Here is a 25,051-nt window from a genome sequence, read left to right as displayed (position 1 = left end):
GGCTGACGCCCAGTGAGCATCGCCGGACGCAAAGCGCGACGCGCAGTAGGTTTGATTGGTGAAATGATGAAAAGAGCGGTAAAAGAGGCTCTTCTTGCCGCGCTGGTTTATGCATGCCTGCTCGATAATGGTGGTAATAAATTCCCATAAGCAACGGAATTCACCCGAATAAGCGAGAAATCATGCAAGCACAGCAAAATCAGCGCCAGGCCGTTTCCCTCACCGTCGCGTATTCCGCCGACGACGAGTTCGACCAGGACAGCATCGTTTCGCTGCATGATTTCAAGGACCTGGAGCGCAAGGTGGAGACGCCAGCCCCGGTGGCCGTCGCGCCAGCCGAGCCGCAGGCTGAGGCTGAGGCCGCGCCGGATGCGGAGGCCAAGGCGCCCGCCGCCGAACGCCAGAAAATGGAATTGAAGGCCATCCACGAGGCCATCGCCCGCGTGGAAGCGGAGGCGAAAGCCACGTGCGCGGCCGAAAGCCGGGCGCTGGCCGAGGCGCGCGTGCGCTCACTGGCCGAGGACCGCGCCGCCATCGACGCGGCCGCCGCTGCCGCCGCGCAGCAAAATGCGCAGGCGGCCGAGGAAGCCATCGCCGCCAACCGCGAACGCCTCGACACCATGCGCGCCGCCGCGCTGGCCAGCGTGGCGCGCCTGGAAGCCGTCAAGCAGGAAACGGCCGAACTGCGCGCCCGCGTGGAATCGGACAATGAAATCCGCCTGGCCGCCGAACAGCGCGCCCGCGCCGAGCAGGAAAGCCGCTTGCGCGCCAGCGAGCAGGTGGCCGTGCAGTCGGAACTGGCCGAGCAGGCGGCCCGGGCCGCCGAGGAATTGCAGCTGCAGACGGAGCAGGCGCGCCTGCAGGCCGTCGAGCGCGTCGCTGCCGTGCAGGCGGCCAAGGAAGAAATGGTGGGCATCGCTTCGGCCGACGCCCGTGTCGCCGTGCTGGCCCGCGAGCGCGAGCGCCACGCCCACGGCGCGCGCCAGACGGCGCAGATGCTGGCCGAGGCGGAAAGCGAAGCGCTGGAACTGACGGTGCAGCGCGAGCGCGCCGACCAGATCGCGCTGGAATCGGCCTTCAACCGCGCCGCCGCCGAAGTGCGCGCGCTGGAAGAAGCGCGCGCGCTGGCCCACCTGGAACAGGAACGCGAAGCCATCGCCCTGGCGCAGGCGGAATCGGAACGCCATGCGGCGCAGTCCTTGCACCTGCGCCTGCAGACGGAAAAGGAATTGCGCGACGCGGCCATCCACCGCGAGCGCCTGGAGATGGTGGCCGCCGCCAGCGCGCAGGCGCGCCGCGATGCCGACGTGCGCATCCTGGCCGCCACGGAAGCGCGCATCGAAGTGGATCGCCAGCTGCGCGCCGTGGCGCTGGCCCGCGTGACGGCCGAACAGGATGCGGAAATCGCCGGCCACGCCAGGCTGGAAGCGGAAACGGCAGCCCTGGAAGAAACCAAGGCCCGCGAAGTTGCCGAGCAGGCGGCCGCCGTGGCAGCGGCCCGCGAACTGGAAGAGCAGCAGCGCGCCGCCAGTCTGGCGCACGAACGTGCCGAACTGGCGCGCCAGGCGGCAGAACTGGCCGCCAGCCAGAATGAAGCCGAGCAGGTCGAGGTCGATGCCGGCAAGGCGACACTGGCTGCGCAAGCGCAAGCAGCGCAACTGGCGCAGGAAAAAGCCCATGAGGCAGCGCGCTTGCTGCAGGCGGAACAGGAAAGAGTGGCTGCCGAGCAGGCCGCCATCGCCGCCTTGAAAGAAAAACTGGAAGCGGAAGCGCTGGCGTGCAATGCGGCGCAGGAACGCATCGCCGCCGAAGCGGCGCAGGCGGAATTGCTGCGCGGCCAGCAGGCGGCAGAACAGGCCTTGCAGGAAGCGGCGCAAAAGGAGGCGAACGCCATCCGCATCCTGATGGACCAGGCGCTGGTCGAAGGCGAACAGAAAGCGGCGGCAGCGCAGGCCGTGCAGGCGCAGGCGCGCCTGGCCGTGGAGCTGGGCCAGGTGCACAGCGAACGGGCCCGCGTGGAAGAAGACAAGGCGCAGGCTGCGGAAGCGCTGCTGGCATCCGAGCGCGATTTCGTCGCCGCCGAGCGCGAGTCGCTTGCCCTGATCGCGCAAAAACTGGTGCAGCAGCGCCAGACGAGCAGCGCCGAGGAGCGCGCCACCCAAGCCATCGCCGGCCGCCTGGAAGCGGAAAAGCAGGCGACGGCGGCCGCCGAAGCGCGCGCGCTCATGGAACAGCAGGCGCTCGACGCCATGCGCCAGCGCGAGCAGCTGGAACTGGCGGCGCAGCAAGCCGCCGGCGACAAGCTGGAAGCACAGCAAGCCTTGCTGGCCAGCGCCCAGGCCCATGCGGCCCTGCAGCGCAAGGCGGCCGACACCACGCGCGCCATGGCCGCGGCCAAGCAGCAATTGCTGGAACGGGACATGGCCCGCGCGCAGCAGCAGGAAAGCGAACTGGCCGCCCTGCGCGCCAGCCTGGAGCAGCAGCAAGGCGCGTTTTCCAGCTCCCTGGCCGCCGCCCGCGCCAAGGCGGAGCAAGTCAGCTCGGCCAGCCTGACGCGCGAAGTGATCGAGCGCCTGACGCAGCCGAATGAAGCGGGCGCGGTCTGGCGTTCGCGCTAGGCAGGATACCGAACCAAACCTACTGCGCGGCGCGCTTTGCAGCTGGCGATGCTCACCGTACTGGAAGTACGGTTGCGCTTCTCAGCCACAAATCACTGCCGCTCGCTACGGTTTTGTTCGGTATCGTTACTTTAGCGGAAGAGCGAGATTTTTTACGTTTTTCCATCAGAACTTCCGTCCTACCCCCACCAAAAACACATCCGCATCGCGATGATAATCGGTGATGACCCGATTCCACGCCACGTGCGTCACCCAGCGGCGGTCGATGTGGTAGCGGGCCACGGCCGACAGCAAGCCGGTCAGGCGCATGCCGTGGCCCTGCGTGTCGCGCGTATCCCACGCCACATACGGCCCGCCGCCCATGCCGAATTCCACCTTTTCATTGAGCGAGCGGATCAGCCACAGCTGGGCTGCTGCGCCGCGCCGGTGCGCCAGGTCGGTGTTGCCTTCATCGAGTGCGGTGACGGTCCAGTCCACGTATTTTCCCGCCGCGCGCCGGTATTCCAGCGTGAACGGCCGCGCGCTTTCCGAACGCAAGCTGTTGATGATGGTGTGGCCGCTCGATAAGGTCAAGGTGTCGTCGTGCGCCCAGTTCTGCAAGTGCAGCTTGGCGCCCGGCACGCCCTCATAGCGGTAGCCGGCGCCGATCAGCAGATGCGTGGTGTTGTCCTTGCCGTCGGGCTTGATGCGGTTGAGCTGCGCTTGCGCATACCAGCGGTTGTCGAACTGCCAGCGCGCCTGCAGGCTGACGATGGAACCCCAGCCGTGGTCATTGTCGAAATTGTGCAGGCCGTCGTCGATCCTGGCCGTGTCGAAGAAAAAATAGCGGCCCACGCCGGCGCCCAGCATCAGGCCCTCGTCCACCTTTTTCGTGCGCAGCCAGAACTGGCCCGCCATGCCGTCGCGGTGATGGTTTTGCGGGTGTCCCTCGTTGATATACGACAGGCTGACGGCGCTGTAGTTGCCCACGGGCTGCGTGTAGCTGATGGCGGCGACAAAGGTGCGCTCATTGGTCGCGTTGACTTGCAGGACGCCGGCCATGCCGGAGATATCCTGTGCCTGGGCGGACAGGGGAAGCGAGGCGGCCAGCAAGGCCAGGGCGACGGGGCGTATGCGCATGGTATTTCCGGGAGTGGTGATACACGCTAACGGCAGGCTGGCTGGACGTGCTGCGCTAGCGCAAGCAGCGTGTGTTTTTCCTACAGCAATGAACAGTTCCAGTCAGAACTAATTGCGATAGTGTATAAGAAAGCGGGAATGCGTGAGGCACGCCATGCGGCTGGAGAGCGGGGAGGGGCGCCGGCGCGAGATGGGCTGGCCGGCGCGATGCTGCATAAGTTGCTGGACTTGCGGTGGTATTGCTGTCTCTATTACTGGCTCAGGACGACCTTGTCGGCATAGTATTCCGTCTCGCCGAAGCATTGCGTCGGCACGCCCTTGTGCTGGCTGTAGGTGACGAGGATGCGCTTGCCGGCCGCAGCCGTCAATTGCTTGGCCACTTCCTCGTCGCGCACGCTGAACTGGAATTTTTCCGGGATGGTGCCCGGCAGGGCCGTCAGCAGCAGCTCACCCTCCCATGTCTTGCAGATCCAGCCCCGCTTGGAGAACTTTTGCAGGTAACCCGCCCGTTCGCCTTCCGAGTACGAGAAGCTGAGGGCCATCCACGTGTAGGCCGCCAGCAGCAGGAAGCCGGCCACGAGGAAGATGACGAAGGCGAAGGTGACTTTTTTGGTCGTAGGGGTCATGGTAGGGTTGTCTAGGTAAAAAAATGGGGATGCTTAAAAATGTTCAGGGCAAGGCAATGCAACGCCGCCATGGACTTTTTTAAGCGTTCCCTCAGTCCTTGCGGCCGGCTTTCCAGTTCAGGCCAAAGTTGTATCGCTCGTCCATGGCCTGGTGCGCCGTGATTTTACCTTGGCCGCCGAAGTATTCCACCAATTTTGTCACCTGCAGGTTGCCGCCGTGGTTTTCCAGCATGGCGATGGCGCACATGGCGTGCGGGCTGTCTGTATCGAGGCGCACTTCCACCGTCGGCTGGCCGGGAATCTCGATCGTCACGACGCCATCCGTGGCGGCCCATTTCGGTACGCCCTCGTAGATGAAGGCGTAGACGAGCACGCGCTTGATCTGGTCGAAATGGCTGCCGTTGATGAAGATGTTTTCACCGCTGCTGACGCTGCCCGTGCGGTCGTCGCCTTCCAGGTGGATGTACGGCGGACGGTCGTAGGCGCCCCAGCTGTTGCCCAGCGCCTGCACGGCGCTCTTGGCGCCATTGCTCATCTCGAACAGGCAGCCGATGTCGAGGTCGATGCCGCCGGAACGGCTGGCCGGCTTGTTGAACAATTTGCCCAGGAAGCCCGTGTCCAGTTTTGATGCGGGCGCCTGGCCTTGCGAGGTGTTCTGGTTCCAGTTCAGGTTGATCCTGATGCGGCCATAGCCGCCGCTGTCGCGCTTGTCGAGCGAAATCTTGTCGCCGCGCTTTTCCAGGCGAATTTTTGAGAGCGAGATTTTATTCGCCGGCGGCGGTGCCGCCGGCGTAGGCACGGGAGCCGGCGCCGGAGAAGATTGCGCTGCCTCGCTGCCGCCGAAGTGCTTCAGCAGCGCCGCCAGGCCGCCCGCGAAACCCTGGCCCACGGCGCCGAAGCGCCAGCTGCCGTCGCGGCGATACAGTTCGCCGATGATGACGGCTTTTTCGTCCTGGAAGTCCGTTCCCGTGAAGGCGAACGTGGCCGCCTGGCCCAGCGTCATGCTGGAGTTGCCCAGCGCGCGCATGCTGCCCTGTTCCGTCGCCGCCGTAAACACCAGCTTGTCGATCGAGGCGGGCAGGCGGGCCAGGTCCACCTGGAACACGGAGCGGGGGCCGTTCAGCGCCACCGTGACGGCGTTGTCCGGCGCGCTTTTCTGGTTGTAGAACACCATGTAGCGGTCGTCCGACAGTTTGCCGGCCGCATCGACGCCGAAGCAGCTGACGTCCACTTCCATCGAACCCGATGCGATATCGAGCGTGACGGCAAACGGGCCGTTCAAGCCCAGGTCCGCCAGTTTGCCTTTTTGTCCACGTGTGAAATTGCTCATGGTCGTGCAGTCCCTTCGTCGCTGGAAAGTTGAGTATTCAAGGAGTGATGCAAATGGGGGGCGGGCGCCGCGGCGCTGTCGCCGGCATGGCGGATGCCGAACAGGCGCGCCTGCTCGATGATGCGCAGGGCCCAGCTGCTGTGCGTGGCCACTTCGCACATCGATTCCTGCATGCGGAACACGGCCGGGCTGTCCGGGTCGATGATGCGCAGCGCCAGTTCGATGTCCGACTGCGCCACCTGGTAGTGGCGCTCGATCTGCGGCACCTGGTCCGGGTGGATGGCCGTCTTGGCGATCATGCCGTGCGCCATGTCCTGCGCCACTTCCGCATCGAGCCAGCTGCCCTGCGACAGGTGCTCGAAGACGGGCGCCGTCAGCTGGAAGCCGTGCGGCTTGAAGATGGTGACCAGGCGGCCGATGACCTGGCCCAGCGGCGTCGAATAGATGGTGCCGCTGGTGGGGCGGCGCAGGCCCAGCAGGGCCAGCAGATCGTTGCCGCCGATGCGCAGGGCCAGGATGCGGCGCCGCACCTCGGGCGCCGACAGCACGATGCGGAACAGCTTCATTTCCTCGTCGTCGAACACCTCCGCCGTTTCCAGCGTCGGCATCAAGAGGTGATGCGTATGGCGCACGAGGTCGAAATACGCGGCGAAGTTGTGGCGCGTGGATTTCGGCAGCACGAAGCCGCTCAATTTGTCGGCGCCGGGCATGGCCAGCACGCGCGCCAGCACCTCGAGGTTGCGCACGCGCACGAAGCGCAGGGTATCCGATGCGGCGCCCATGTTTTGCAGCGCCAGCGACAGGTTGAACAGCGCGTAGCTGAGGTCGCGCTCGGCGATGGCGTCTTCCGTGCACAGGATGACCGAGCGCAAATGGCTGAATTTGTCGCCGTTGGCGATCGCCAGCAAGTCCTTGTGCGTGGTCGGCACGTACATGGAGGCGCCCAGCGCCGCCTTGTGCTCGCTTTGCGGGTGTAGGGAGTTGTTATCCATCGACTGCGCTCCTGATGAGGGCGACCGCCTGGTAAGGCAGCGCCGGTTCTACGGTGACGGGTATGGCTTTTTCCTGCGCCAGGAGCAGCAAATGTGCCACGTCCGGGGCATTCGTGTCGCGCACGATCAGGCGCTCGGGCACGCGGCGCAGCAGCACGCGCGTCGCTTCGCCGATGCCCGGCTTGATCAGGTTGATGTCGCTGATGCCGTATTGCTGCTGCGCGGCCGCCATATAGGCTTGCGAGCGGGCCGCCATGGCCGGCGCATCGCTCGCCTCGGCCAGCGGGATGCCGCTGCTGGCGGCAATGGCGACGGCGTCGGCCACCAGGCCGTCGGCGAAATCGCGCGACTGGTCGTGCTGCTCGAACTGCGCGTAGTACACGCAGCCGTGGAAGTCGTCCGGGCCGATGGCTTCATTCAACACCGAGCGGCTGACGAGGCCCGAGACGGTGGCATTCAGGATGCTTGACGGGATCAGGTAGTCGCCCGACGAGGCGGCGCAGGCGGCCGTGCCGGCCAGGTCGGACAGCACGAACAGGCCGCCATCGATGGCCGTGCCATTGGCCGCGTTGAAATCGTGGACGGTCTGGCGCAGCTCGCGCGAGATCACGCCCTTGCCCGTCCAGCCGTCGACGAAGACGATGGATTCCGGCGCATGGCCTTGCCCCAGGATGTGGTGCAGGGCGTTGGCATCGATGCCGCGGTCGCGGATGATGGAGACGGAATAGTGGCGGCACTCGCGCTGGAACACCCGGCGCAGCAAGTGCCCCAGGATGACGCCCACGGGCGTGCCGGCGCGCGCCAGCGACACCAGGGTGATGGGGCCCGCGCGGCGCGCCGCGATCAGGGCGGCCAGGCGCAGGCAGTCGCGCGCCATCTGCAGGCGGTTGGCCGCGAACGCGCTCTGGAACAGGGCCAGGTAGGCGGGCGAGGGCAAGGACTCGGGCGACAGCATCTCGCTGTAGTGGCGCTGGCCCGACTGGATCAAGCGCTCTTTTTCAGCCAGGTCGAGTATGGGTTCGAGCGCCATGGGCGTGAGCAGAAACTCCACGTCTTCCTGGCGGTAGCTGCCGCTGAAATGCTGCGTGGCTTCGCTCATAGCGCCGCCACGGTGAGGGCTGCCAGCTGGGTGCCGCTGGGGACGATGGCGTAGTCGCAGGCGGCCATGAAGCGGGCGTCCGAGCGGCTGTCGCCCATGCCGAAACTGAGGATGGGCCCGTGCTCGGCTTCCAGTTCCGCGCGCAGGTAGGCCACGGCGCGCGCCTTGTTCAGGGTCTTGGGCAGCACGGCCAGGTTGTTGCCGTTGCGGTGGATGAAGTAGTCGGACCCTTCGGTGGCGATCCACTGCTGCAGCACCTGTTCCTCGATGTCGGCCAGGCGTTCGCCGCGCGCTTCATGGTCCTTGACGACGATGTAGAACGGCGTGTTGTAGTCCTCGATCAGGCGCGCGCGCGAGGGCATGCCCGCCTTGGCCTGGAAATCGTCGATGATGCGCATGGCGTCTCGCAGGCCGGGCAGGGCCGTCTGCATGTCGTCCTGCATCAGCGTCAGCCAGCCGGCGTCGAGCGCGCCGCCCGGCTGCAGCACGATGCCGCCGTAATCGAGCACGCTGTAGCTGGTAAACGGCAGGTCGACGCGGCGGAAGGCGTCGCCGTTCCTGGCCGTGGCGGGGATGAGGGTCATGCCGCTTTGCGCAAACTCAAAGAAGGCGCGCTGGCGCGCCGTCGTAAACGAGCAGGCATCGCCATTTTTCAAATAGGCGGCCGCTTGCAAATCGGTCTCGCCGGGGCATTTTTTCGGGGTCTGGAACAGTGTGTCGTCCAGGTCAACAAACAGGAATTTCTTCAATTTTGGTCTCTGACTGAAAGTGGAACAGGCGGCCGTTCAACTGGCCGGCGAGTTGCATGAGGGCGGGGCTGGCCGGGGTTTCATGGCAGATGAAAACGTGCTGGTACTGGCCAGGCGCCACGTTGTACAGGTAATTGGCGATGCCTTCGCCGTAATTGTCGTTGCAGTGGACGATATGGCCGACGGAACCCCACGACAGGATGGGCGAGCGCGTGGTCGACTGCACCACCACGCTCTTGCCCAGGCTTTCCAGTTCGCGCGCCAGCAGGAAGGACGGGTGCATGAATTCGCCCGTGCCCAGCACCAGCACGGAGTCGCCGGCGCCGATTTCCTGCGCCAGCTGCACGGCCAGGCCTTGCGGTGGACTCAGTGCGCGGCCCACGCCGATGCGCCCGAAAGCCGGGCTGGCGCCCCGTTCCGCATTCGCTTCGAAACGCTGGGCGCTGGCCGCCACGGGTGCCGGCGCAGCGCCGGCCTGGAAGGCGTAGTGGCCGGAGAGCGCCGCGCCTATGGTCGTGGGCAGGCCGAAACGCTGCGTGAGGCCCGCGTTGGCGGCCTGGCCCATGAAGTTGGTGATCACGCCCAGGTGCAGCTTTTCCAGCTGCGGGTAGCGCGCGCGGCACACTTGCACCAGGTTGGCGAAGGTGTTGCCGGTCGACGCTTCATCGTCGATCAGCACCAGGCTGCGCGCCGTGGAAAACAGCGCGCTGGCCGCGTCGGACAGGTGCAGGAACTGGCGCGGCGCGTGGCTGTGCGACTCCTCGAATTCGAAGAAGGGCACAGTGCCCACGCGGTAGCGCGAGCTGTGCAAAAACAGCGCCTTGCCGTTCGGATTGGCACGCAGCCAGGCCTCGAACACGCCCTGGCCCAGTCCCACGGCCGTTTCCGCCATGGCGATGAAGACGACGGGCCCGGGCAGGCTGGGGGGGATCTGCGCGGCCAGGTCGTCGTGGATGGCTTGCATGGCGCGCGGCGTGACGGGCCAGTGCTTGCCCAGCACCTTGGACAGGAACAGAAAGCCCCGCTTGGCGTTGGCGCGCGCGGCAAAGCCGATCAGCCAGTCCAGCGGAAAGCGCGCCTCGTCCACCTTCAGGGTCAGTTCGCCCGTGGGCATCTGCTTCTTGACGAGGTTCATGGCAGCTCCACGGCGTAGGCGGCTTCGGCCACGCGCATGCCTTCGCGGATGGCGGGCACCGTGAGCTTGTCATAGCCCTGGTCGAAGCCGGCCAGTGCCAGGTAGGGCAGGTTGGGGCCGGCCGCGCACGCCATGCCGATGCCGCCCGACATGCGCGGATTGATCTCCAGCAAAGCCAGGCCGTGCGCGCCTTCGCGGAACTGGATGTTGAACACGCCATTCAGGCGGTAGTCGCGCGCCAGCTTTGCGCAGGCGTCCAGCAGGTCGGCGTGCAGTTCGATCAATTGCCCGCTGCCGCCCCCGTGCAGCTTCTTGCGCGGCACGGCGCACATGAGCGTGCCCTGGTCGGCGATGCAGTCGGCGCTGTATTCGTGGCCATCGAGGTATTCCATCAGCAGCAGCGTCTTGAAGGTTCCCATCTGCGCCAGGCCGCTGCGCAGCTCCTGCGCATTGACCTGGTAGGCGGCGCCGGCCAGCAGCAGCTGGGCGCTGGAACGCTCTTCGTCGAGCACGGCAAAGCCCAGGCCATACACGGATTCCGAGGGCTTGATGCACAGCTTGCCGTGCAAGGGGCGCAGCTCGGCGTAGGCGGCGTCGTATTCGGCGATGGTGGTCACGGCGCGGTAGTCGGCCGGGCGCGCCATGGGCAGGTCCAGGCCATCGCAGAAGCGCGCCTTGTCGTGCATCAAGGCCAAGGTAGCTTCGCTGGCCACGCTGAGCACGCGCGTGCCGATGGCGGCGAAGCGCGCGCTGGCGCTGCCGATCAGGCCCGCTTCCTTGCCGGGCCAGAAAATCGTGATGCCCCTGTCGCGGCAGAATTCCAGGCACCACTCGACATAATTGAGACCCGTCAGCCCCGCCGGTTCGACGGCGTATTCGTGGGCCGCCAGGAAGGCGGCCGCATGCGCGTTCGTGTTGCTGCAGACGATGTGATAGCGCGGCTGGCCGCCGGTGGCGGCCAGATCGGCTTCGCGGATCAGGCGCATGGCCGTGGCGACCGAGGAAAATGTTTTGTTGAACCAGACTCTTTGCATGTACGGGGACCGGGTAAAGAAAGGGGAAGCCGCGCGCAGGTGCGCGCGCGGGGATTCTAGCCAGCCAGACTTAACCTGGCCTTAGAATTTTTTTTGAACTACAACTTTGAGCAACAAACTAACAGCGCCTGACAAAACCGTAGCGAGCGGAAGGAAGAGGTGGCCGAGAAGCACAACCGTACTAAAGTACGGTGAGCATCGCAGGCCGCCTATGCCGACGCGTAGTAGGTTTGGTCAGGTGCCTCTAGCTAGCCTTGCCGCTGGCTGTCCATTTGAGGAAGGCATCGCGGTTGCGCGAGCAGATGAACACCTTGCCCGAGCCGGAAAAGCGCAGCACGATGCCTTCGCCGCTGGTCACGCTGTTGACGATATTGCCGAGGAAGCCGCCGATGCCGCCGCCGCTGGCGCCGCCGCCCGTGGTGATGGAAATCTCGTATTTCAGGCTGCTGTCCCAGCACACCACGTGGGAATTGTCGATCACGACATCCTTGCCCGGCTCGACGTCGAGCTGGAACATGGAACCGAAGCCCGACACCACCACCTGGCCCGTGCCGGCCGTCTCCATGACGAAGAAGCCGCCCGACTGGGCGAACAGCGCGTTGCCGAGGCTTTGCGTGCGCACCTTCATCTCCGTGCCCGAGGTGGCGGCGACAAAGGCGCCGTCGTTGAGCAGGTACTGGCGCGCGCCCACGTCGACCACTTCGATGGCGCCCGGCAGGGTGGGCGAGAGCAGGCAGTCGCCGCTGCCGCGCACCGCTTCGATGTGCTGCTGGAAGAACGACTCGCCATTGGCGAAGCGGCGCATGATGGCGCTGCCCAGGCCACCGGTCATCTTGCCCTTCAAATCGAGCGCCGTTTCCATCATCACCATCGCATCGGACTCGCAATAGATGGTTTCGCCCTGTTTCATGCTGACGTGGAGGAAAGGATCGACGTCGCCGGTGACACTAAATACTGGCATGATAAATCTCCAAAAAAAAGCCGCCTGAACTGTGCAGGCGGCAGTAGTGATATGACAAAAGTACAATTCACCGCGGAAAACCGTCGCGGGCACGCTCCATGAGCGGCGCAGCAGGTTTACCGAGCGTGAATCTTAGGCATTCACGCCGAACGAACGGGCGAGGGGGCCCAGGCCGCCGTTGAAGCCCTGGCCGATGGCCTTGAACTTCCATTCGCCGTTGTAGCGGTAGATTTCGCCAAAGATCATCGCCGTTTCCGTCGAGCTGTCTTCGGACAGGTCATAGCGGGCGATTTCGCGTTCGCCTTCCGCGTTCAGGCAGCGGATGAAGGCTTTCGAGACCATGCCGAAATTCTGGCGGCGCGCGTCGGCGTCGTGGATGGTCACGGTGATGCTGATGCGGTCGATGTCGGCCGGCACACGGGTCAGGTCGATTTCGATGCGCTCATCGTCGCCTTCGCCTTCGCCGGTCTGGTTGTCGCCCGTGTGGACGACGGCGCCGTCGGTCGATTTCAGGTTGTTGTAGAAGATGAAGTCAGAGTCGCCACGGACCTTGCCGTCGCTTTTCAGGAGGAAGGCGCTGCCGTCAAGGTCGAAGGTGGCGCCGTCGGTCGAACGAGGATCCCAGCCGAGGCCGACGATGATCTTCTTCAGGTTCGGTGCTTCCTTGCTCAGGTTGACGTTGCCGCCTTTTTGCAAACTGATTGCCATGTGGTGCTCCTTTTCAGTAAGTTACTTAAACATGCCTGCATGGGAAGAGCGCAGGGCGCTCGTGCCATCACTCTCTCAATTGGGGGCGAAACCCCCGATTTCAAGCTTGTGCCGCGTGCCGTTTGCGATAACGCAAGGATGACCACAGCGAGACCAGGATGAAGGCCACGCCCGACAGGCCCGTGAACCACTCCGGAATATGGTACTTGACGGAGGCCAGCATGATCAAGGCCAGGATGCCGATCGCATAATGGGCGCCGTGCTCGAGGTAGACGAATTCGTCCAGCGTGCCCTTGTGCACCAGGAAGACCGTCATCGAGCGCACGAACATGGCGCCGATGGCCAGGCCCAGCATGATGATGACGACGTCGTTGGTGATGGCGAAGGCGCCGATCACGCCGTCAAAGCTGAACGAGGCGTCCAGCACTTCCAGGTACAGGAAGCCGCCGATGCTGCCGCGCGCCACGGTTTTCACCAGGTCGCCATTGCCGCTTTTCGCGGGCGCCGCGCCTTCTTCGCCGTCATCCTGCAGGTCCGGTTCGCCTTCTTCCAGCAAGCCGCTGATCCAGTTCACGCCGATGTAGACGGCGATACCGACGATGCCCGACGCCAGCACGCTGTATTTTTCTTCCGCAGGGCCCATGGCCACGCAGGCGGCCACGGCACCCATGGTGATCAGCACGGCCAGGCTTTCGGTGCCCAGCGCATTGACTTTTTCCTCGGCCCAGCCCAGCCAGTGCAATTCCTTCTCGTCGTCGAACAGGAAGTTCAGGAACACCAGCAGCAGGAAGGCGCCGCCGAAGGCCGCCACCTGGGCGTGGTTGTTTGTCAGGTGCTTGGCATACACGTCCGGCGTCGTGGTGGCCATGGTCCACACATCGACCAGGCCCAGGCCCGTGGCCACCGACACGATGACGAGCGGAAACAGCAGCCGCATGCCGAAGACGGCAACGAGGATACCCACCGTGAGGAACAGTTTTTGCCAGAATTCATTCCAGTGGCGCAAGACCGAGGCATTTACCACGGCATTGTCGAACGACAGCGACACTTCCATGATGCCCAGCACGCCCGTGATCCACAGGGCCTGGATCATGCCTGCCGTGCCGCCATGGCTGTAGCCCCACCAGCCGGACACCGCCATGAGGACAAAAGTAACGAAAAAGGAAATTCTGAAATGCCGCATGGATACCCCGTTGTGTGGAAAGACGTTTGACTGTGGGCGCCGCGCCGCGCTGCGTGCCCAGTGTTGATATACGTCAATTGTTGTATATGCCATGATTTTATATTAGTTGCCGCCGGGGGCGGCGTTTTATACGGCGGGGCAGGACAGTTCTGCTGGCGCGGGCGATCTGCGATAATTGCGGCGCGCCTGCCTCCCCTGGCACACCCACCCTACATATATAAAAAGGAATACCCCGTGGATATCGCTTACCTCGTCACGCCCCTGATCACCTGGATCCTGGTCGGACCGATCAAATTCCTGATCAACAGCGCCCGCACGCGCCAATGGGCTTTCGGCCTGGTCGGCAATGGCGGCTTTCCCAGCAACCATAGCGCCGTCGTCTCCAGCATGGCCACCCTGATCGCCCTGCGCGAAGGCATCGGCCATCCCGCCTTCGGCGTGGCCGTGACCCTGGCCTTCATCGTCATCATCGACGCCAACAGCCTGCGCCAGCACGTGGGCAAGCAGGCGGCCGCCATCAACCGCCTGGCCGGGGAAGCGTCCAGCGCCGCGCACAAGACCTTGCGCGAGCGCATGGGCCATACCCTGGTGGAAATCGCCGGCGGCCTGTGCACGGGCGTGGCGATCGGCTTCCTGGTCAACTACGTTTTCAGCCGCTGAGCGCGCTTCTTCGGCCATGCAAAACCCCGCTTAAGGCTGGGTTTTGCGTTTCAGGGCGTAAAAACTACGTTTCATCCATTGATTAAAGCATTACAGGAATCCGCCGATTGACATGGCCGGATACGCTCATGGATACTTTGGCGCTTGTGGTTTTAATAAAAATAAATGCCGGCCATCACCTGTCACCCTATCCGGGCCGGCGGGCTGGTGGCGGTGCTATCTATCCGGAGAATTACCCATGTTGCGCAAAACCCTGTTTGTTCTGGCAATCGCTTCTGCCTTGGCCGCCTGTGGCAAAGAATCCAAGGACCCTGGCAAAGGCAGTGGCAAGGATGGCAAGGAACAGGCCGGCGCCGCCGTCAACCTGCTCGTTTCGCCGGAAGACGTGCTGACCATCCAGAGCAATGCGCTGGCCTCGGGCCCCGTCATCACCGGTTCCGTGCAGCCTGAACGCAATGCCGACCTGCGCGCCGAAGTATCGGCCGTGGTGATCCAGGTCATGAAGGAAAATGGCGAAGCCGTGAAACGCGGCGACGTGCTGGTGCGCCTGGACGAGACGGCCATCCGCGACAGCCTCAATTCGGCCGAGGAGGCGAGCCGCGCCTCGGGCCAGGTGCTGGAGCAGTCCGAACGCATGTTCCAGCGCATGAAAACCCTGCGCGCCTCGGGCATGACGTCGACGCAGGCGCTGGAAGACGCGGAAATCCGCCGCAACAATGCGCAAAGCGATTTGTCGGCCGCGAAGAGCCGCGCCGCCCAGGCCCGCCAGCAACTGCAGCGCACCCTCGTGCGCGCGCCGTTCGACGGCATCGTGAGCGAGCGCAAGGTATCGAATGGCGATACGGCGCAAATCGGCAAGGAATTGATCAAGGTCATCGATCCGACCAGCATGCGCCTGGAAGGCCTGGTATCGGCCGACAAGATCGGCGTCGTCAAGGTGGGCCAGCCGGTGTTGTTCCGCATTAATGGTTATCCGGGACAGGATTTTGCGGGCAAGGTGCGCCGCGTCGATCCTGCCGCCAACGCCGTCACGCGCCAGGTGGCCGTGCTGGTCGATTTCGTCGAAAAGGAGCAGCCGCGCGTGGCTGGCCTGTATGCGGAAGGGCGCATCGAGACGGAAACCGTCAGCGCCCTGATGATCCCGGACTCGGCCCTCGTGAAGGCGGGCGACGTGACGTACACGTGGAAGGTCAAGGACAAGGCCTTGCATAAGACCACGCTGCGCATCGGCGCGCGCGACGTGCGCACGGGCCAGTGGGAAGTGACCAGCGGCCTGGCCAGCGGCGACACCGTGCTGCGCACGCCCGGCTCGACCTTCAAGGATGGCCAGAAAGTGGAGCTGACGGCCGCCAAGGCCGTGCCGGCGGCTGCCGTCGCCAGCAGCAGCGCCGCCGTTGCCGGTAAAGGAAACTAAGCCATGTTCCTGTCCGATTTCAGTATCAAGCGGCCCACCGCTACCATCGTCCTGATCCTGGCGATGATGTGCGTCGGCTTGCTGGCGCTCAAGAAACTGCGCGTCAACCAGAATCCCGACGTCGAAGTGCCGTTCATCGTCGTCAGCATTCCCTATCCTGGCGCCTCGCCCGACACGGTCGAGCGCGAAGTGGTCAACCGCCTGGAAAAATCCCTGCAGAGCATTTCCGGCGTGACGGAGATCAACAGCGATTCGAACGAAGGCTCGGCCAGCATCTTCCTGAAGTTTTCCTTCAAGACGAACTTGATCGAAGCGTCCGACGACATCCGCAACGCCATCGCCGCCGTGCGCTACAAGCTGCCGCTGGAGATGCGCGAGCCTATCCTGCAGCGCATCGACCCCGGTGCCGAGCCGATCATGCAGCTGGCCCTGTCGTCGAACTCGCAGAGCCACGCGGAAATCTCGCGTCTGGCCGAGGACGTGCTGTCGGACCGCTTCCGCGCCGTCGATGGCGTGGCGCTGGTGAACGTGGGCGGTTCGCTGAAGCGCGAACTGTCCGTGCTGCTGCGCGCGGAAAAGTTGCGTGAATACAATGTTTCCGTCAGCGATGTCGTCACCGCCCTGCGCAACCAGAACACGAATGCGCCCGTGGGCAAGGTGCGCGGCACCCTGGACGAGAAAAGCATCCGCCTCGTGGGCCGCATCGAGTCGCCGTCCGATTTCGAGCAGGTGGTGATCAAGCGCCGCGGCGAGGAAATCGTGCGCCTGGCGCAAGTGGCGACCATCCAGGACGGCTTTGCCGAAATCAACAGCCTGAGCGTGCGCAGCGGCAAGCCGAACGTGGGGATTTCGATTACCCGCGTGCGCGACGCGTCCACCGTCAGCGTGGCCAACAAGATCCGCGACATGGTGGCGGAGATCAACAAGACCTTGCCTAAAGGCACGATCCTGCAAGTGACGCGCGACGGCGGCGAAAACGCCCAGCATAGCCTGAACAATGTGATCGAATCGCTGGTGCTGGGCGCCGTGCTGACCATCTTCGTCGTGTACGCCTTCCTGAACTCGTGGCGCTCGACCCTGATCACGGCGCTGAGCCTGCCGACGTCCGTCATCGCCGCCTTCATCGCCGTGTGGCTGTGCGGCTTTACCCTGAACTTCATGACCCTGCTGGGCCTGTCGCTGGCCATCGGCGTGCTGATCGATGATGCCATCGTGGTGCGCGAAAACATCGTGCGCCACATGCAGATGGGCAAGGACCGCCGCACGGCCGCGCTGGAAGGCACGGCCGAGATCGGCATGGCCGTGGCCGCCACGACCTTCTCCATCATCGCTGTCTTCATTCCCGTCGCCTTCATGCCGGGGATCTCGGGCGAATGGTTCCGTCCGTTCGCCTTGACGGTGACGTGCTCGGTGCTCGTCAGCCTGGGCATCTCGTTCACGCTCGACCCCATGCTGTCGGCCTATTGGGGCGACCCCGTCGAGGAACACTCGGCGCCGAAAAAAGGCCTGGGCCGCGTGCTGGAGAAATTCAACCACTGGTTCGACCACCAGGCTGACCGCTACGGCAACGTCATCGCCTGGGCCCTGCATCACCGCCGCTGGATGGCCGTCATCGCCTTCGGCAGCCTGGTGGGCGCCATCGCCCTGCATATCTCGCATGGCGGCACGAGCTTCCTGCCGGCCTCCGATTCGGGCAACCTGATGATCAACGTGCGCACGCCATCGTCGAGCAGCATCGAGTATTCGCGCCTGAAGCTGGAAGCGGCGGCCGTGCTGGCACGCACCTTGCCTGAAACCAAGGACACCAACAGTTCCATCAATGCGGGCGGCGGCCGCGTGTATGTCGACATCGGCAAGCGCAACACCCGCAAGCGTTCGGCCAAGGAAATCGCCACGGAACTGCGCGAGAAGATGTCGCGCCTGGTGGGCGCCGAATACGTGGTGCTCGACGACCTCAGCAATGGTGCGCAAAAGCCCATCCAGGTGGAATTCACGGGCCCTGACTCGCGCAAGCTGATGGAAATCACCAACGCCTACATGGACAAGCTGCGCGCCATTCCCGGCGCCGTCGATGTCGGCCTGTCCGAGCAGGACCCGAAGAACGAGCTGAAGATCGAACTGAACCGCGGCCTGGCCAACTCGATGGGCATTTCCGTCAATGACGCGGCGCAATCGCTGCGCGTGGCCTTTGCCGGCGTGGAAGTGGGCGACTGGGTCGATCCGACGGGCGAAACGCGTGACGTGGCCGTGCGCCTGCATCCCGATGACCGCGTGGCCTCCGAGAACATCGAGCGCCTGCCGATCAGCGTAACGGGCACGTCGCAAATGGTGCCGCTGGACCAGATCGCCACCATTACCATGGGCAAGGGACCGTCCGGCATCGAGCACAAGAACGGCAAGCGCACGATCACCGTCTCGGCCAATGCGCAGGGCCGCTCGAACGGCGAGGTGACGAGCGACGCCATGAAACTGGCCAAGTCCATCGACTTCCCGCCCGGCTACGGCCTGGCGCTGGGCGGTGCCGGCCAGGACCAGCAGGAACTGTTCACGGAAATGCTGATCGCGCTGGTGATGGGTATCGGCCTGATGTATTTGATCCTGGTCATGCAGTTCGGTTCCTTTACGGCGCCCGTGGCCGTGATGATGTCCTTGCCGCTGAGTTTAATTGGCGTGGTGGTGGCGCTGGTGATTACCGGCAACACCCTTAACCTGATGAGTTTTATCGGCATCATCATGCTCATGGGCCTGGTCGCCAAGAACGCCATCCTGCTGCTGGACGCGGCGCGCAAGCGCGAGGAAGAGGGCCATGGCCGCGAGGATGCCCTGATGTATGCGGGCCGCATGCGCCTGCGTCCCATCCTGATGACGACGTTCGCGCTGATCGCCGGCATGTTCCCCGTGGCGCTGGGCCTGGGCGAGGGCGGTGAATTCTACCGTCCGCTGGCGATCGCCATCATCGGCGGCACCATCACCTCGACCATCCTGACCCTGCTGGTCGTGCCGACCTTCTACGACAGCATCGAGATCGCCCGCGATGGCGCCGTGGCCAAGTTCCACCGCCGCGCCGCGCGCATGCACGTGGCCTTCGCCCTCGTCCTGACCCTGATCGAGTGCGTGCTGACCCTGCTGATGGTGCGCTTCGTCTACCGCATGCTGAAAATCGGCGTGCTGTACCTGATGGGCCGCCGCGCGCCTGCGGCCACGCCGGTCGGCCTGCAGAAGTAAGTCAGGCAGCCCCGGCTGCGCAGCACTTGTGCCAAGTCAAAGAGCCTTCTTCGGAAGGCTCTTTGACGTTTACCAGCATCTTGCGCACTGCAGCGGCACCGCATACGCCGCCGGATTTTGATGCTAGAATAATCGCGCCCGCCAGTGCTTTGGCGCGGTATTGTCGTGCGGCAAGTCCAGTATTCGAGAAGCTCAACAACGTTGTCATGATGTTGCAATGCATAGTATCGGATAAAAAAAATGGTCCCCAGCCTATGGCAGCCCCTTATTGCCTTGCGCGTCAGGAGTTCCGCTCCTGCCGCTTCCCTGCGCCTTGCCATGCCGGCGGTGCTCCTGGCGTGCCTGCTTGCCGGGTGTGCCGTGGGACCCGACTTCAGGCCACCCGCTGCGCCGCAGGGCGGCGACAGCTACACGCCGCTGCCCTTGCCGGAACAAACGGCCTCGGCGCCCGGTATCGGCGGCCAGGCGCAGCGCTTCATGCCGGGCCAGGATATTCCCGCGCAGTGGTGGTCGCTGTTTCAATCGCCGGTCCTCGATCAGATGGTGCGCGACGCCCTCGCGCGCAGCCCGGGCCTGGCATCGGCGCAAGCCGCCCTGCGCCAGGCGAATGAAAACTACCGCGCCGAGAGCGGCGAGCTGCTGTATCCCGGAGTGACTGGCCAGCTGGGTTTCAACCGCGAAAAGACCAGCCGCCTGACGGGCGCGGGGGGCGTCTTCAATTTGACGAATGCCTCCGTCAACGTGTCCTATTCGCTGGACGTGTTCGGTGGCAACAAGCGCCAGCTGGAAGGCTTGCAAGCGCGGGCCGAGTATCAGCAGTATCAGCTGGAGGCGGCGTATCTGGCCCTGACGGCCAACCTGGTGACGACGGCCATCCGCGAAGCGTCCCTGCGCGGCCAGTTGCAGGCGACCGGCGAAGTACTCGACGCGCAGCAAAAACAGCTGGATGTGATCGAGCAGCAACTCAAGTTCGGCGCCATTGGCCGCGCCACGGTCTTACTCCAGCGCAATACGGTGGCGCAGACGCGGGCGACCTTGCCGCCGCTGGAAAAGGCCCTGGCGCAGACGCGCCACCAGCTTTCCGTGTATGCAGGCCGCCTGCCCAGCGAAGCGGGCATGCCCGAGTTTGAACTGGCATCGCTGCATTTGCCGCAGGATTTGCCCCTGTCCCTGCCGTCGGCCCTCGTGCGCCAGCGCCCCGACATCCGCGCCAGCGAGGCGCTGCTGCACCAGGCCAGCGCGCAAATCGGCGTCGCCACGGCGAACAAATATCCCCAATTCAATCTGACGGGCAATTATGGCGCGCTGGCCACCACCTTCCCCGCGCTGTTGCACGCCAGTTCCGCCGTCTGGGGCCTGGGCGCCGGGCTGGCCCAGCCGATCTTCAATGGCGGCGCGCTGGACGCCAGGCGGCGCGCCGCCATCGCCGCCTACGAGGGCGCCGCCGCCGATTACCGTGCCACCGTGCTGGGCGCCTTCCAGAATGTGGCCGACAGCTTGCGCGCCCTCGAGGCGGATGCCGCCGCCCTGAAGCAGCAGGCCGAGGTGGAGGCCCTGGCCAGCGAATCGCTGGCCTTGAGTACGCAGCAATTCAAGCTGGGCGCCATCAGTTACCTAACCCTGCTGGATGTCCAGCGCACCTACCAGCAGGCCAGGGTGGGCCTGGTGCAGGCGCAGGCGGCGCGCTTTGCGGACAGTGCCGCGCTGTTCCAGGCGCTGGGCGGCGGCTGGTGGAACCGGCCAGCGCTGGACAATGTTCCCGCCACGACCAGTTTGCCGGTGGCGGCAGGCACGAACTGAACCGCCCGCGCCGCAAGGCCTTGCACGGCAATACGCAGCACGATGGCAGCCAGAAAGAATAACCAGGAGCGCATCCATGACTAAACGCAATAAGCGCATGCTCATCATGCTGGGGGCGGTGCTCCTGTTGATTGCCTTGCTGGCCCTGGGCTTCTTTCTGCATATCCGCCAGCTCATGGCCAGTGCGCCCAAGCCCACGCCGCAGACAGTGTCGGCGACCATCATCCGCAAAGCGGATTGGCAGCCCCATTTGTCATCGGTGGGCACCATGGTGGCCGTGCGCGGCGTCGACGTGACGAGCGAAATTGCCGGCTTGGTCAGGACGATCAACTTCAAGTCGGGTCAGGATGTGGCGGCGGGGCAATTGCTGGTGCAACTCAATGCCGATGCCGATATTGCACAATTACGCGCCCTGCAGGCGGCGGCCGAACTGGCCGCTTCCGTGCTGAAGCGCGACCAGCAGCAATTTGCCGTGCAGGCGATCAGCCAGGCGCAGATCGACAGCGACCAGGCCGACTTGAAAAGCAAGCAGGCGCTGGCTGCCCAGCAGGCGGCGCTGGTGGCAAAGAAAACCATCCGCGCGCCGTTTGCGGGCAAACTTGGCATCACCACCATCAATCCGGGCCAGTACCTCAATCCAGGCGACAAGATCGTGACCCTGCAGACCATCGATCCCATCTATGTCGATTTCTATATTCCGCAAAAGCAGCTGAGCGGCCTGCAAGTGGGGCAAGCCCTGAATCTGTCCAGTGACGCCTACGCAAAAACGGCCTTTAGCGGCAAGGTCAGCGCCATCAGTTCCAAGGTCGACCCCACCACGCGCAACGTACAGGTGGAGGCCACGGTGGCCAACCCGAAACGGCAGTTGCTGCCGGGCATGTTTGCCAATGTGTATGTGGAAGTGGGGGACAAGCAACAGTACCTGACCTTGCCGCAGACGGCGATCACCTACAACCCGTATGGTTCCACCGTGTTTGTCGTGCATCCGGCGCAGCAGGCGCCCAAGGCCGCCGCCGCAGCCAGCGCCGCCCCTGCCGCTCCGCCGCCGAAGGCGGGCGATCTGGTGGTGCAGCAAGTCTTTGTGACGACGGGCGAGACGCGGGGCGACCAGGTGGCCGTGCTGACGGGCTTGACCGAGGGGCAGCAGGTCGTCACCAGCGGGCAGATCAAGCTCAAGAACGGCAGCCCCGTGGTCATCAGCAACGTCGTCGAGCCGGGCAACAATCCGCGGCCCACGCCGCAGGAACACTGAGGCGCCGCCATGAACTTCACCGATATCTTTATCCGCCGGCCCGTGCTGGCGATGGTGGTGAGCCTGCTGCTGGTGGTGCTGGGGCTGCGCTCCCTGTTCAGCTTGCCCATCAACCAGTATCCGAAGACGCAGAACGCCGTCGTGACGATTTCCACCACGTATTACGGCGCCGATGCGCAGACGGTGGCCGGTTTCATTACGCAACCGCTGGAATCGGCCATCGCCCAGGCGCAGGGCATCGATTACCTGTCGTCGTCCAGCAGCAGCGGCGTGTCGACCATCACGGCGACCCTGCGCCTGAACTACGACGCGAACCGGGCATTGACGGAGATCAATACCCAAGTCAGTTCCGTGCGCAACCAGCTGCCGGCCCAGGCCCAGGCGCCCGTGCTGACGGTGCAGACGGGGCAGACGACGGACGCCATGTACCTGGGCTTTTACAGCAAGACCTTGCCGACGAATAATGTGACGGACTTTCTCAGCCGCGTGGTCAAGCCCAAGCTCGATTCCATCACGGGCGTGCAGACGGCAGAACTGCTGGGCGCGCGCCTGTTTGCCCTGCGCGCCTGGCTGGACGCTTCCAAGATGGCGGCGTTCGGCGTGACGGCCGCCGATGTCAGCACGGCGCTGGGCAACAATAACTATCTGGCTGCGCTCGGTTCGAGCAAGGGCCAGATGGTGACCATCCCCTTGACGGCGGGCACGGACCTGCATTCGGTGGAAGAATTCAAGAAACTTGTCGTCAAGCGCAGCGGCGACTCCATCGTGCGCCTGGAAGACCTGGCCACCGTCGTGCTGGGTTCGGAAAACTATGATTTCAACGTCGCCTTCAGCGGCGTGCGCTCCGTCTTCATCGGCATCAAGGTGGCGCCGGAAGCCAATATCCTCGACGTGGCCAAGCGCGTGCGCGCCAGCTTTCCCGATATCCAGGCCCAGCTTCCCAGCGGCCTGACGGGCGAAATCGTGTACGACTCGACCTTCTTCATCAATACCTCCATCAAGGAAGTCATCAAGACCCTGGTCGAGGCGCTGCTGATCGTCACCATTGTCATCTATCTGTTCCTGGGCAGCCTGCGCGCCGTGATCGTGCCCGTGATCGCCATGCCGCTGTCGCTGATCGGCACGTTTGCCGTGATGCTGGCGCTCGGCTATTCGATCAATTTGCTGACCCTGCTGGCCATCGTGCTGGCCATCGGCCTGGTAGTCGATGACGCCATCATCGTGGTGGAAAACGTGGACCGCCACATGAAGGAAGGCAAGTCGCCGCTGGACGCGAGCCTGCAGGCGGCGCGCGAGCTGGGCAGCCCCATCCTGGCGATGACGGTGGTGCTCATCGCCGTGTATGTTCCCATCGGCTTCCAGGGCGGCCTGACGGGGGCGCTGTTCACGGAATTCGCCTTCACCCTGGCTGGCGCCGTGGCCGTGTCGGGCGTGGTGGCCCTGACCCTGTCGCCCATGATGTGTTCGCGCTTTTTCCGTCCGGAACAGGACAGCGGCCGCTTCGTGCAAGCCATCGACCGCGTCTTCGGCAGGGTGCACGACACCTATCAGCGCCTGCTGCACGCGCTGCTCGATACCTGGGTGGTGCTCATCGTCATGGCGGCGATCCTGATGGCGGTGCTGGGGCTGATGTTCAAGATGTCGCAATCCGAGCTGGCGCCCGAGGAAGACCAGGGCGTCGTGCTGTCGCAGGTGGTGGGCGACCCGACGGCCACGTCGGACCAGATGCAAACCTATGCCGAGCAGGTCTACCAGGTAGCCAAGGCCATGCCCGAATACAGCCAGATGTTCCAGATTACGGGTGTGCCGACGGTCAACTCGGGCTTTGGCGGCATGCTGATGACACCCTGGGATGCGCGCACGCGCAGCGCCAAGGAAGTGCAGCAGGACTTGCAGGCGGGCTGGAACAAGATCGCCGGCGCCCGCGTGGCCGCCTTCCAGTTCCCCGCCTTGCCCGGTTCCTCGGGCTTGCCGGTGCAATTCGTCATCACCACTACGGAACCGTTTGAAAACCTCAATACCATCGCGCAGCAGGTACTCGACAAGGCGCGTTCATCGGGCAAGTTCTATTTCGTCGATGCAGACTTGAAGATTGACAAACCGCAAGCCACCGTCGTGGTCGACCGCGACAACATCGCCGCGCTGGGCATGACGCAGCAGGACGTGGGGGCGGCTTTGGGGGCGGCCCTGGGCGGCGGCTATGTCAATTATTTCTCCATCGCGGGACGTTCCTACAAGGTGATCCCGCAGGTGCTGCAGGTCGATCGCCTGAACCCGTCCGAAGTGCTGGATTTCCATATCAAGACGCCCAACGGCACGATGATACCGGCCAGCACCGTCGCGCATATCCAGTACGATGTCGTGCCCGAGTCGATCAACCGCTTCCAGCAACTCAATTCCGTGACGCTTTCCGGCGTGTCCGGCGCCTCGCAGGGCGAGGTGCTGGCCTTCATGCGCGATACGCTGGCCCAGGTGGCGCCCAGTGGCTATACGGTTGATTATTCGGGCCAGTCGCGCCAGTTCGTGCAGGAATCGGGCGGCTTTGTCGTCACCATGCTGTTTGCCGTCGTCATCGTCTTCCTGGCGCTGGCGGCGCAGTTCGAGAGTTTCCGCGACCCCGTCGTGATCCTCGTCTCCGTGCCGCTGGCCCTGTTTGGCGCCACCATGTTCATCTTCCTGGGTTTTGCCTCGATCAACATTTACACGGAGGTGGGCCTGGTGACCCTGATGGGGCTGATCAGCAAGCATGGCATCCTGATCGTGGAAGTGGCCAACCAGCTGCAAAAGGCGGGCAGGAGCAAGCGCGAGGCGGTGGAAGAGGCAGCCGCCGTGCGCCTGCGCCCCATCCTGATGACGACGGCCGCCATGGTGTTTGGCGTGCTGCCGCTGGTGATCGCCTCGGGCGCGGGCGCGGCCGGGCGCCACGCGATGGGGCTGGTGATCTTCACTGGCTTGTCCATCGGCACCCTGTTTACCCTCTTCGTCGTGCCGGCCATGTACCTGTTCCTTGCCGCCGATCACCAGGCCCTGCGTGCCGGCGCGGCGGACAGCGCGACGGAGGAAGTGCCGGCGCACTGATCGCCGGCCGCCGCCGCGCGGGCGTCGCCGCGTGGAAGACGCCTCGTGGCTGAGGCATGCTCGGGACG

The 25,051-nt window shown here is 64.4% G+C and carries 19 protein-coding genes; 7 read left to right on the top strand and 12 right to left on the bottom strand.

Annotation, left to right across the window (positions count from 1 at the left end; translation table 11 throughout):
• Positions 1-182: 182 nt before the first annotated feature.
• Positions 183-2,618 carry a coiled-coil domain-containing protein gene (locus tag AC07VL_RS24780; protein WP_494808190.1) on the top strand — a complete coding sequence of 812 codons (2,436 nt, stop codon included), beginning with the start codon at positions 183-185 and terminating at the stop codon, positions 2,616-2,618.
• 165 nt (positions 2,619-2,783) lie between these two features.
• On the opposite strand, the gene AC07VL_RS24775 is transcribed toward AC07VL_RS24780, so the two are convergent.
• The 11 genes from AC07VL_RS24775 to AC07VL_RS24725 form a co-directional block, all read right to left on the bottom strand.
• Positions 2,784-3,737: a hypothetical protein gene (locus AC07VL_RS24775; RefSeq protein ID WP_494808189.1), complete on the bottom strand. Its 954-nt coding sequence runs from the start codon at positions 3,735-3,737 to the stop codon at positions 2,784-2,786.
• A 251-nt stretch (positions 3,738-3,988) separates the two neighbouring features.
• Positions 3,989-4,363 carry a DUF8785 domain-containing protein gene (locus AC07VL_RS24770; protein ID WP_092804187.1) on the bottom strand — a complete coding sequence of 125 codons (375 nt, stop codon included), beginning with the start codon at positions 4,361-4,363 and terminating at the stop codon, positions 3,989-3,991.
• A gap of 91 nt (positions 4,364-4,454) precedes the next feature.
• Entirely contained in the window at positions 4,455-5,693 is a 1,239-nt protein-coding gene (locus AC07VL_RS24765) for a TerD family protein (protein ID WP_494808188.1), read from the bottom strand.
• Positions 5,690-6,685 carry an HpcH/HpaI aldolase/citrate lyase family protein gene (locus AC07VL_RS24760; protein ID WP_494808187.1) on the bottom strand — a complete coding sequence of 332 codons (996 nt, stop codon included), beginning with the start codon at positions 6,683-6,685 and terminating at the stop codon, positions 5,690-5,692. Before AC07VL_RS24760 ends, AC07VL_RS24765 begins: the two co-directional genes overlap by 4 nt.
• Complete coding sequence (locus AC07VL_RS24755) at positions 6,678-7,784, bottom strand: cysteine protease StiP family protein (protein WP_494808186.1); 1,107 nt, start codon at positions 7,782-7,784, stop codon at positions 6,678-6,680. The genes AC07VL_RS24760 and AC07VL_RS24755 overlap by 8 nt, the downstream gene beginning before the upstream one ends.
• Positions 7,781-8,533, bottom strand: a complete 753-nt coding sequence (locus AC07VL_RS24750) for an HAD family hydrolase (protein ID WP_494808185.1) — start codon at positions 8,531-8,533, stop codon at positions 7,781-7,783. Before AC07VL_RS24750 ends, AC07VL_RS24755 begins: the two co-directional genes overlap by 4 nt.
• Positions 8,511-9,668, bottom strand: coding sequence for a phosphoribosyltransferase domain-containing protein (locus tag AC07VL_RS24745; protein ID WP_494808184.1), 1,158 nt, complete (start codon positions 9,666-9,668; stop codon positions 8,511-8,513). Before AC07VL_RS24745 ends, AC07VL_RS24750 begins: the two co-directional genes overlap by 23 nt.
• Positions 9,665-10,702, bottom strand: coding sequence for an ATP-grasp domain-containing protein (locus AC07VL_RS24740; protein WP_494808183.1), 1,038 nt, complete (start codon positions 10,700-10,702; stop codon positions 9,665-9,667). The genes AC07VL_RS24745 and AC07VL_RS24740 overlap by 4 nt, the downstream gene beginning before the upstream one ends.
• Before the next feature lie 244 nt (positions 10,703-10,946).
• Positions 10,947-11,663, bottom strand: coding sequence for a TIGR00266 family protein (locus tag AC07VL_RS24735; protein WP_494808182.1), 717 nt, complete (start codon positions 11,661-11,663; stop codon positions 10,947-10,949).
• Positions 11,664-11,795: 132 nt separating this feature from the next.
• Positions 11,796-12,371 carry a TerD family protein gene (locus AC07VL_RS24730; RefSeq protein ID WP_494808181.1) on the bottom strand — a complete coding sequence of 192 codons (576 nt, stop codon included), beginning with the start codon at positions 12,369-12,371 and terminating at the stop codon, positions 11,796-11,798.
• Between the two features lie 100 nt (positions 12,372-12,471).
• Positions 12,472-13,554 carry a DUF475 domain-containing protein gene (locus tag AC07VL_RS24725; protein ID WP_494808180.1) on the bottom strand — a complete coding sequence of 361 codons (1,083 nt, stop codon included), beginning with the start codon at positions 13,552-13,554 and terminating at the stop codon, positions 12,472-12,474.
• A gap of 234 nt (positions 13,555-13,788) precedes the next feature.
• On the opposite strand from AC07VL_RS24725, the gene AC07VL_RS24720 reads away from it, so the two are divergent.
• The 3 genes from AC07VL_RS24720 to AC07VL_RS24710 all read left to right on the top strand — a co-directional run bounded on the left by AC07VL_RS24720 (position 13,789) and on the right by AC07VL_RS24710 (position 18,853).
• A complete protein-coding gene (locus AC07VL_RS24720) occupies positions 13,789-14,214 on the top strand; it encodes a divergent PAP2 family protein (protein WP_494808179.1) in 426 nt (141 codons plus the stop codon).
• Positions 14,215-14,452: 238 nt separating this feature from the next.
• Positions 14,453-15,628: an efflux RND transporter periplasmic adaptor subunit gene (locus AC07VL_RS24715; RefSeq protein ID WP_494808178.1), complete on the top strand. Its 1,176-nt coding sequence runs from the start codon at positions 14,453-14,455 to the stop codon at positions 15,626-15,628.
• A gap of 3 nt (positions 15,629-15,631) precedes the next feature.
• The gene (locus AC07VL_RS24710; protein ID WP_494808177.1) at positions 15,632-18,853 is read left to right on the top strand and encodes an efflux RND transporter permease subunit; all 3,222 of its coding nucleotides are present in this window, start codon (positions 15,632-15,634) and stop codon (positions 18,851-18,853) included.
• A 1-nt stretch (position 18,854) separates the two neighbouring features.
• Here the strand turns inward: AC07VL_RS24710 and AC07VL_RS24705 are convergent, their stop codons facing one another.
• Positions 18,855-19,061 carry a hypothetical protein gene (locus AC07VL_RS24705; protein WP_494808176.1) on the bottom strand — a complete coding sequence of 69 codons (207 nt, stop codon included), beginning with the start codon at positions 19,059-19,061 and terminating at the stop codon, positions 18,855-18,857.
• A gap of 32 nt (positions 19,062-19,093) precedes the next feature.
• Here AC07VL_RS24705 and AC07VL_RS24700 point away from each other — a divergent pair, with 32 nt between their 5' ends.
• The 3 genes from AC07VL_RS24700 to AC07VL_RS24690 all read left to right on the top strand — a co-directional run bounded on the left by AC07VL_RS24700 (position 19,094) and on the right by AC07VL_RS24690 (position 24,983).
• Positions 19,094-20,653, top strand: a complete 1,560-nt coding sequence (locus AC07VL_RS24700) for an efflux transporter outer membrane subunit (protein ID WP_494808175.1) — start codon at positions 19,094-19,096, stop codon at positions 20,651-20,653.
• Between the two features lie 76 nt (positions 20,654-20,729).
• Positions 20,730-21,905 (top strand): efflux RND transporter periplasmic adaptor subunit, encoded by a 1,176-nt coding sequence (locus tag AC07VL_RS24695; protein ID WP_494808174.1) that lies wholly within the window; start codon positions 20,730-20,732, stop codon positions 21,903-21,905.
• Positions 21,906-21,914: 9 nt separating this feature from the next.
• On the top strand, positions 21,915-24,983 hold the full coding sequence (locus AC07VL_RS24690) for an efflux RND transporter permease subunit (protein ID WP_494808173.1): 3,069 nt from the start codon (positions 21,915-21,917) through the stop codon (positions 24,981-24,983).
• The last annotated feature ends 68 nt before the right edge of the window (positions 24,984-25,051 follow it).

The sequence above is a fragment of the Janthinobacterium sp. GW821-FHT03C08 genome, from assembly GCF_059420905.1.
This window is presented reverse-complemented; position numbering and strand designations above follow the sequence as displayed.

Excerpts from the sequence above, each read along its gene's own strand:
- AC07VL_RS24780 (WP_494808190.1), top strand. The coding sequence starts at position 183 with ATGCAAGCACAGCAAAATCAGCGCCAGGCCGTTTCCCTCACCGTCGCG.
- AC07VL_RS24775 (WP_494808189.1), bottom strand. The coding sequence starts at position 3,737 with ATGCGCATACGCCCCGTCGCCCTGGCCTTGCTGGCCGCCTCGCTTCCC.
- AC07VL_RS24770 (WP_092804187.1), bottom strand. The coding sequence starts at position 4,363 with ATGACCCCTACGACCAAAAAAGTCACCTTCGCCTTCGTCATCTTCCTC.
- AC07VL_RS24765 (WP_494808188.1), bottom strand. The coding sequence starts at position 5,693 with ATGAGCAATTTCACACGTGGACAAAAAGGCAAACTGGCGGACCTGGGC.
- AC07VL_RS24760 (WP_494808187.1), bottom strand. The coding sequence starts at position 6,685 with ATGGATAACAACTCCCTACACCCGCAAAGCGAGCACAAGGCGGCGCTG.
- AC07VL_RS24755 (WP_494808186.1), bottom strand. The coding sequence starts at position 7,784 with ATGAGCGAAGCCACGCAGCATTTCAGCGGCAGCTACCGCCAGGAAGAC.
- AC07VL_RS24745 (WP_494808184.1), bottom strand. The coding sequence starts at position 9,668 with ATGAACCTCGTCAAGAAGCAGATGCCCACGGGCGAACTGACCCTGAAG.
- AC07VL_RS24740 (WP_494808183.1), bottom strand. The coding sequence starts at position 10,702 with ATGCAAAGAGTCTGGTTCAACAAAACATTTTCCTCGGTCGCCACGGCC.
- AC07VL_RS24735 (WP_494808182.1), bottom strand. The coding sequence starts at position 11,663 with ATGCCAGTATTTAGTGTCACCGGCGACGTCGATCCTTTCCTCCACGTC.
- AC07VL_RS24730 (WP_494808181.1), bottom strand. The coding sequence starts at position 12,371 with ATGGCAATCAGTTTGCAAAAAGGCGGCAACGTCAACCTGAGCAAGGAA.
- AC07VL_RS24725 (WP_494808180.1), bottom strand. The coding sequence starts at position 13,554 with ATGCGGCATTTCAGAATTTCCTTTTTCGTTACTTTTGTCCTCATGGCG.
- AC07VL_RS24715 (WP_494808178.1), top strand. The coding sequence starts at position 14,453 with ATGTTGCGCAAAACCCTGTTTGTTCTGGCAATCGCTTCTGCCTTGGCC.
- AC07VL_RS24710 (WP_494808177.1), top strand. The coding sequence starts at position 15,632 with ATGTTCCTGTCCGATTTCAGTATCAAGCGGCCCACCGCTACCATCGTC.
- AC07VL_RS24705 (WP_494808176.1), bottom strand. The coding sequence starts at position 19,061 with ATGACAACGTTGTTGAGCTTCTCGAATACTGGACTTGCCGCACGACAA.
- AC07VL_RS24700 (WP_494808175.1), top strand. The coding sequence starts at position 19,094 with ATGGTCCCCAGCCTATGGCAGCCCCTTATTGCCTTGCGCGTCAGGAGT.
- AC07VL_RS24695 (WP_494808174.1), top strand. The coding sequence starts at position 20,730 with ATGACTAAACGCAATAAGCGCATGCTCATCATGCTGGGGGCGGTGCTC.
- AC07VL_RS24690 (WP_494808173.1), top strand. The coding sequence starts at position 21,915 with ATGAACTTCACCGATATCTTTATCCGCCGGCCCGTGCTGGCGATGGTG.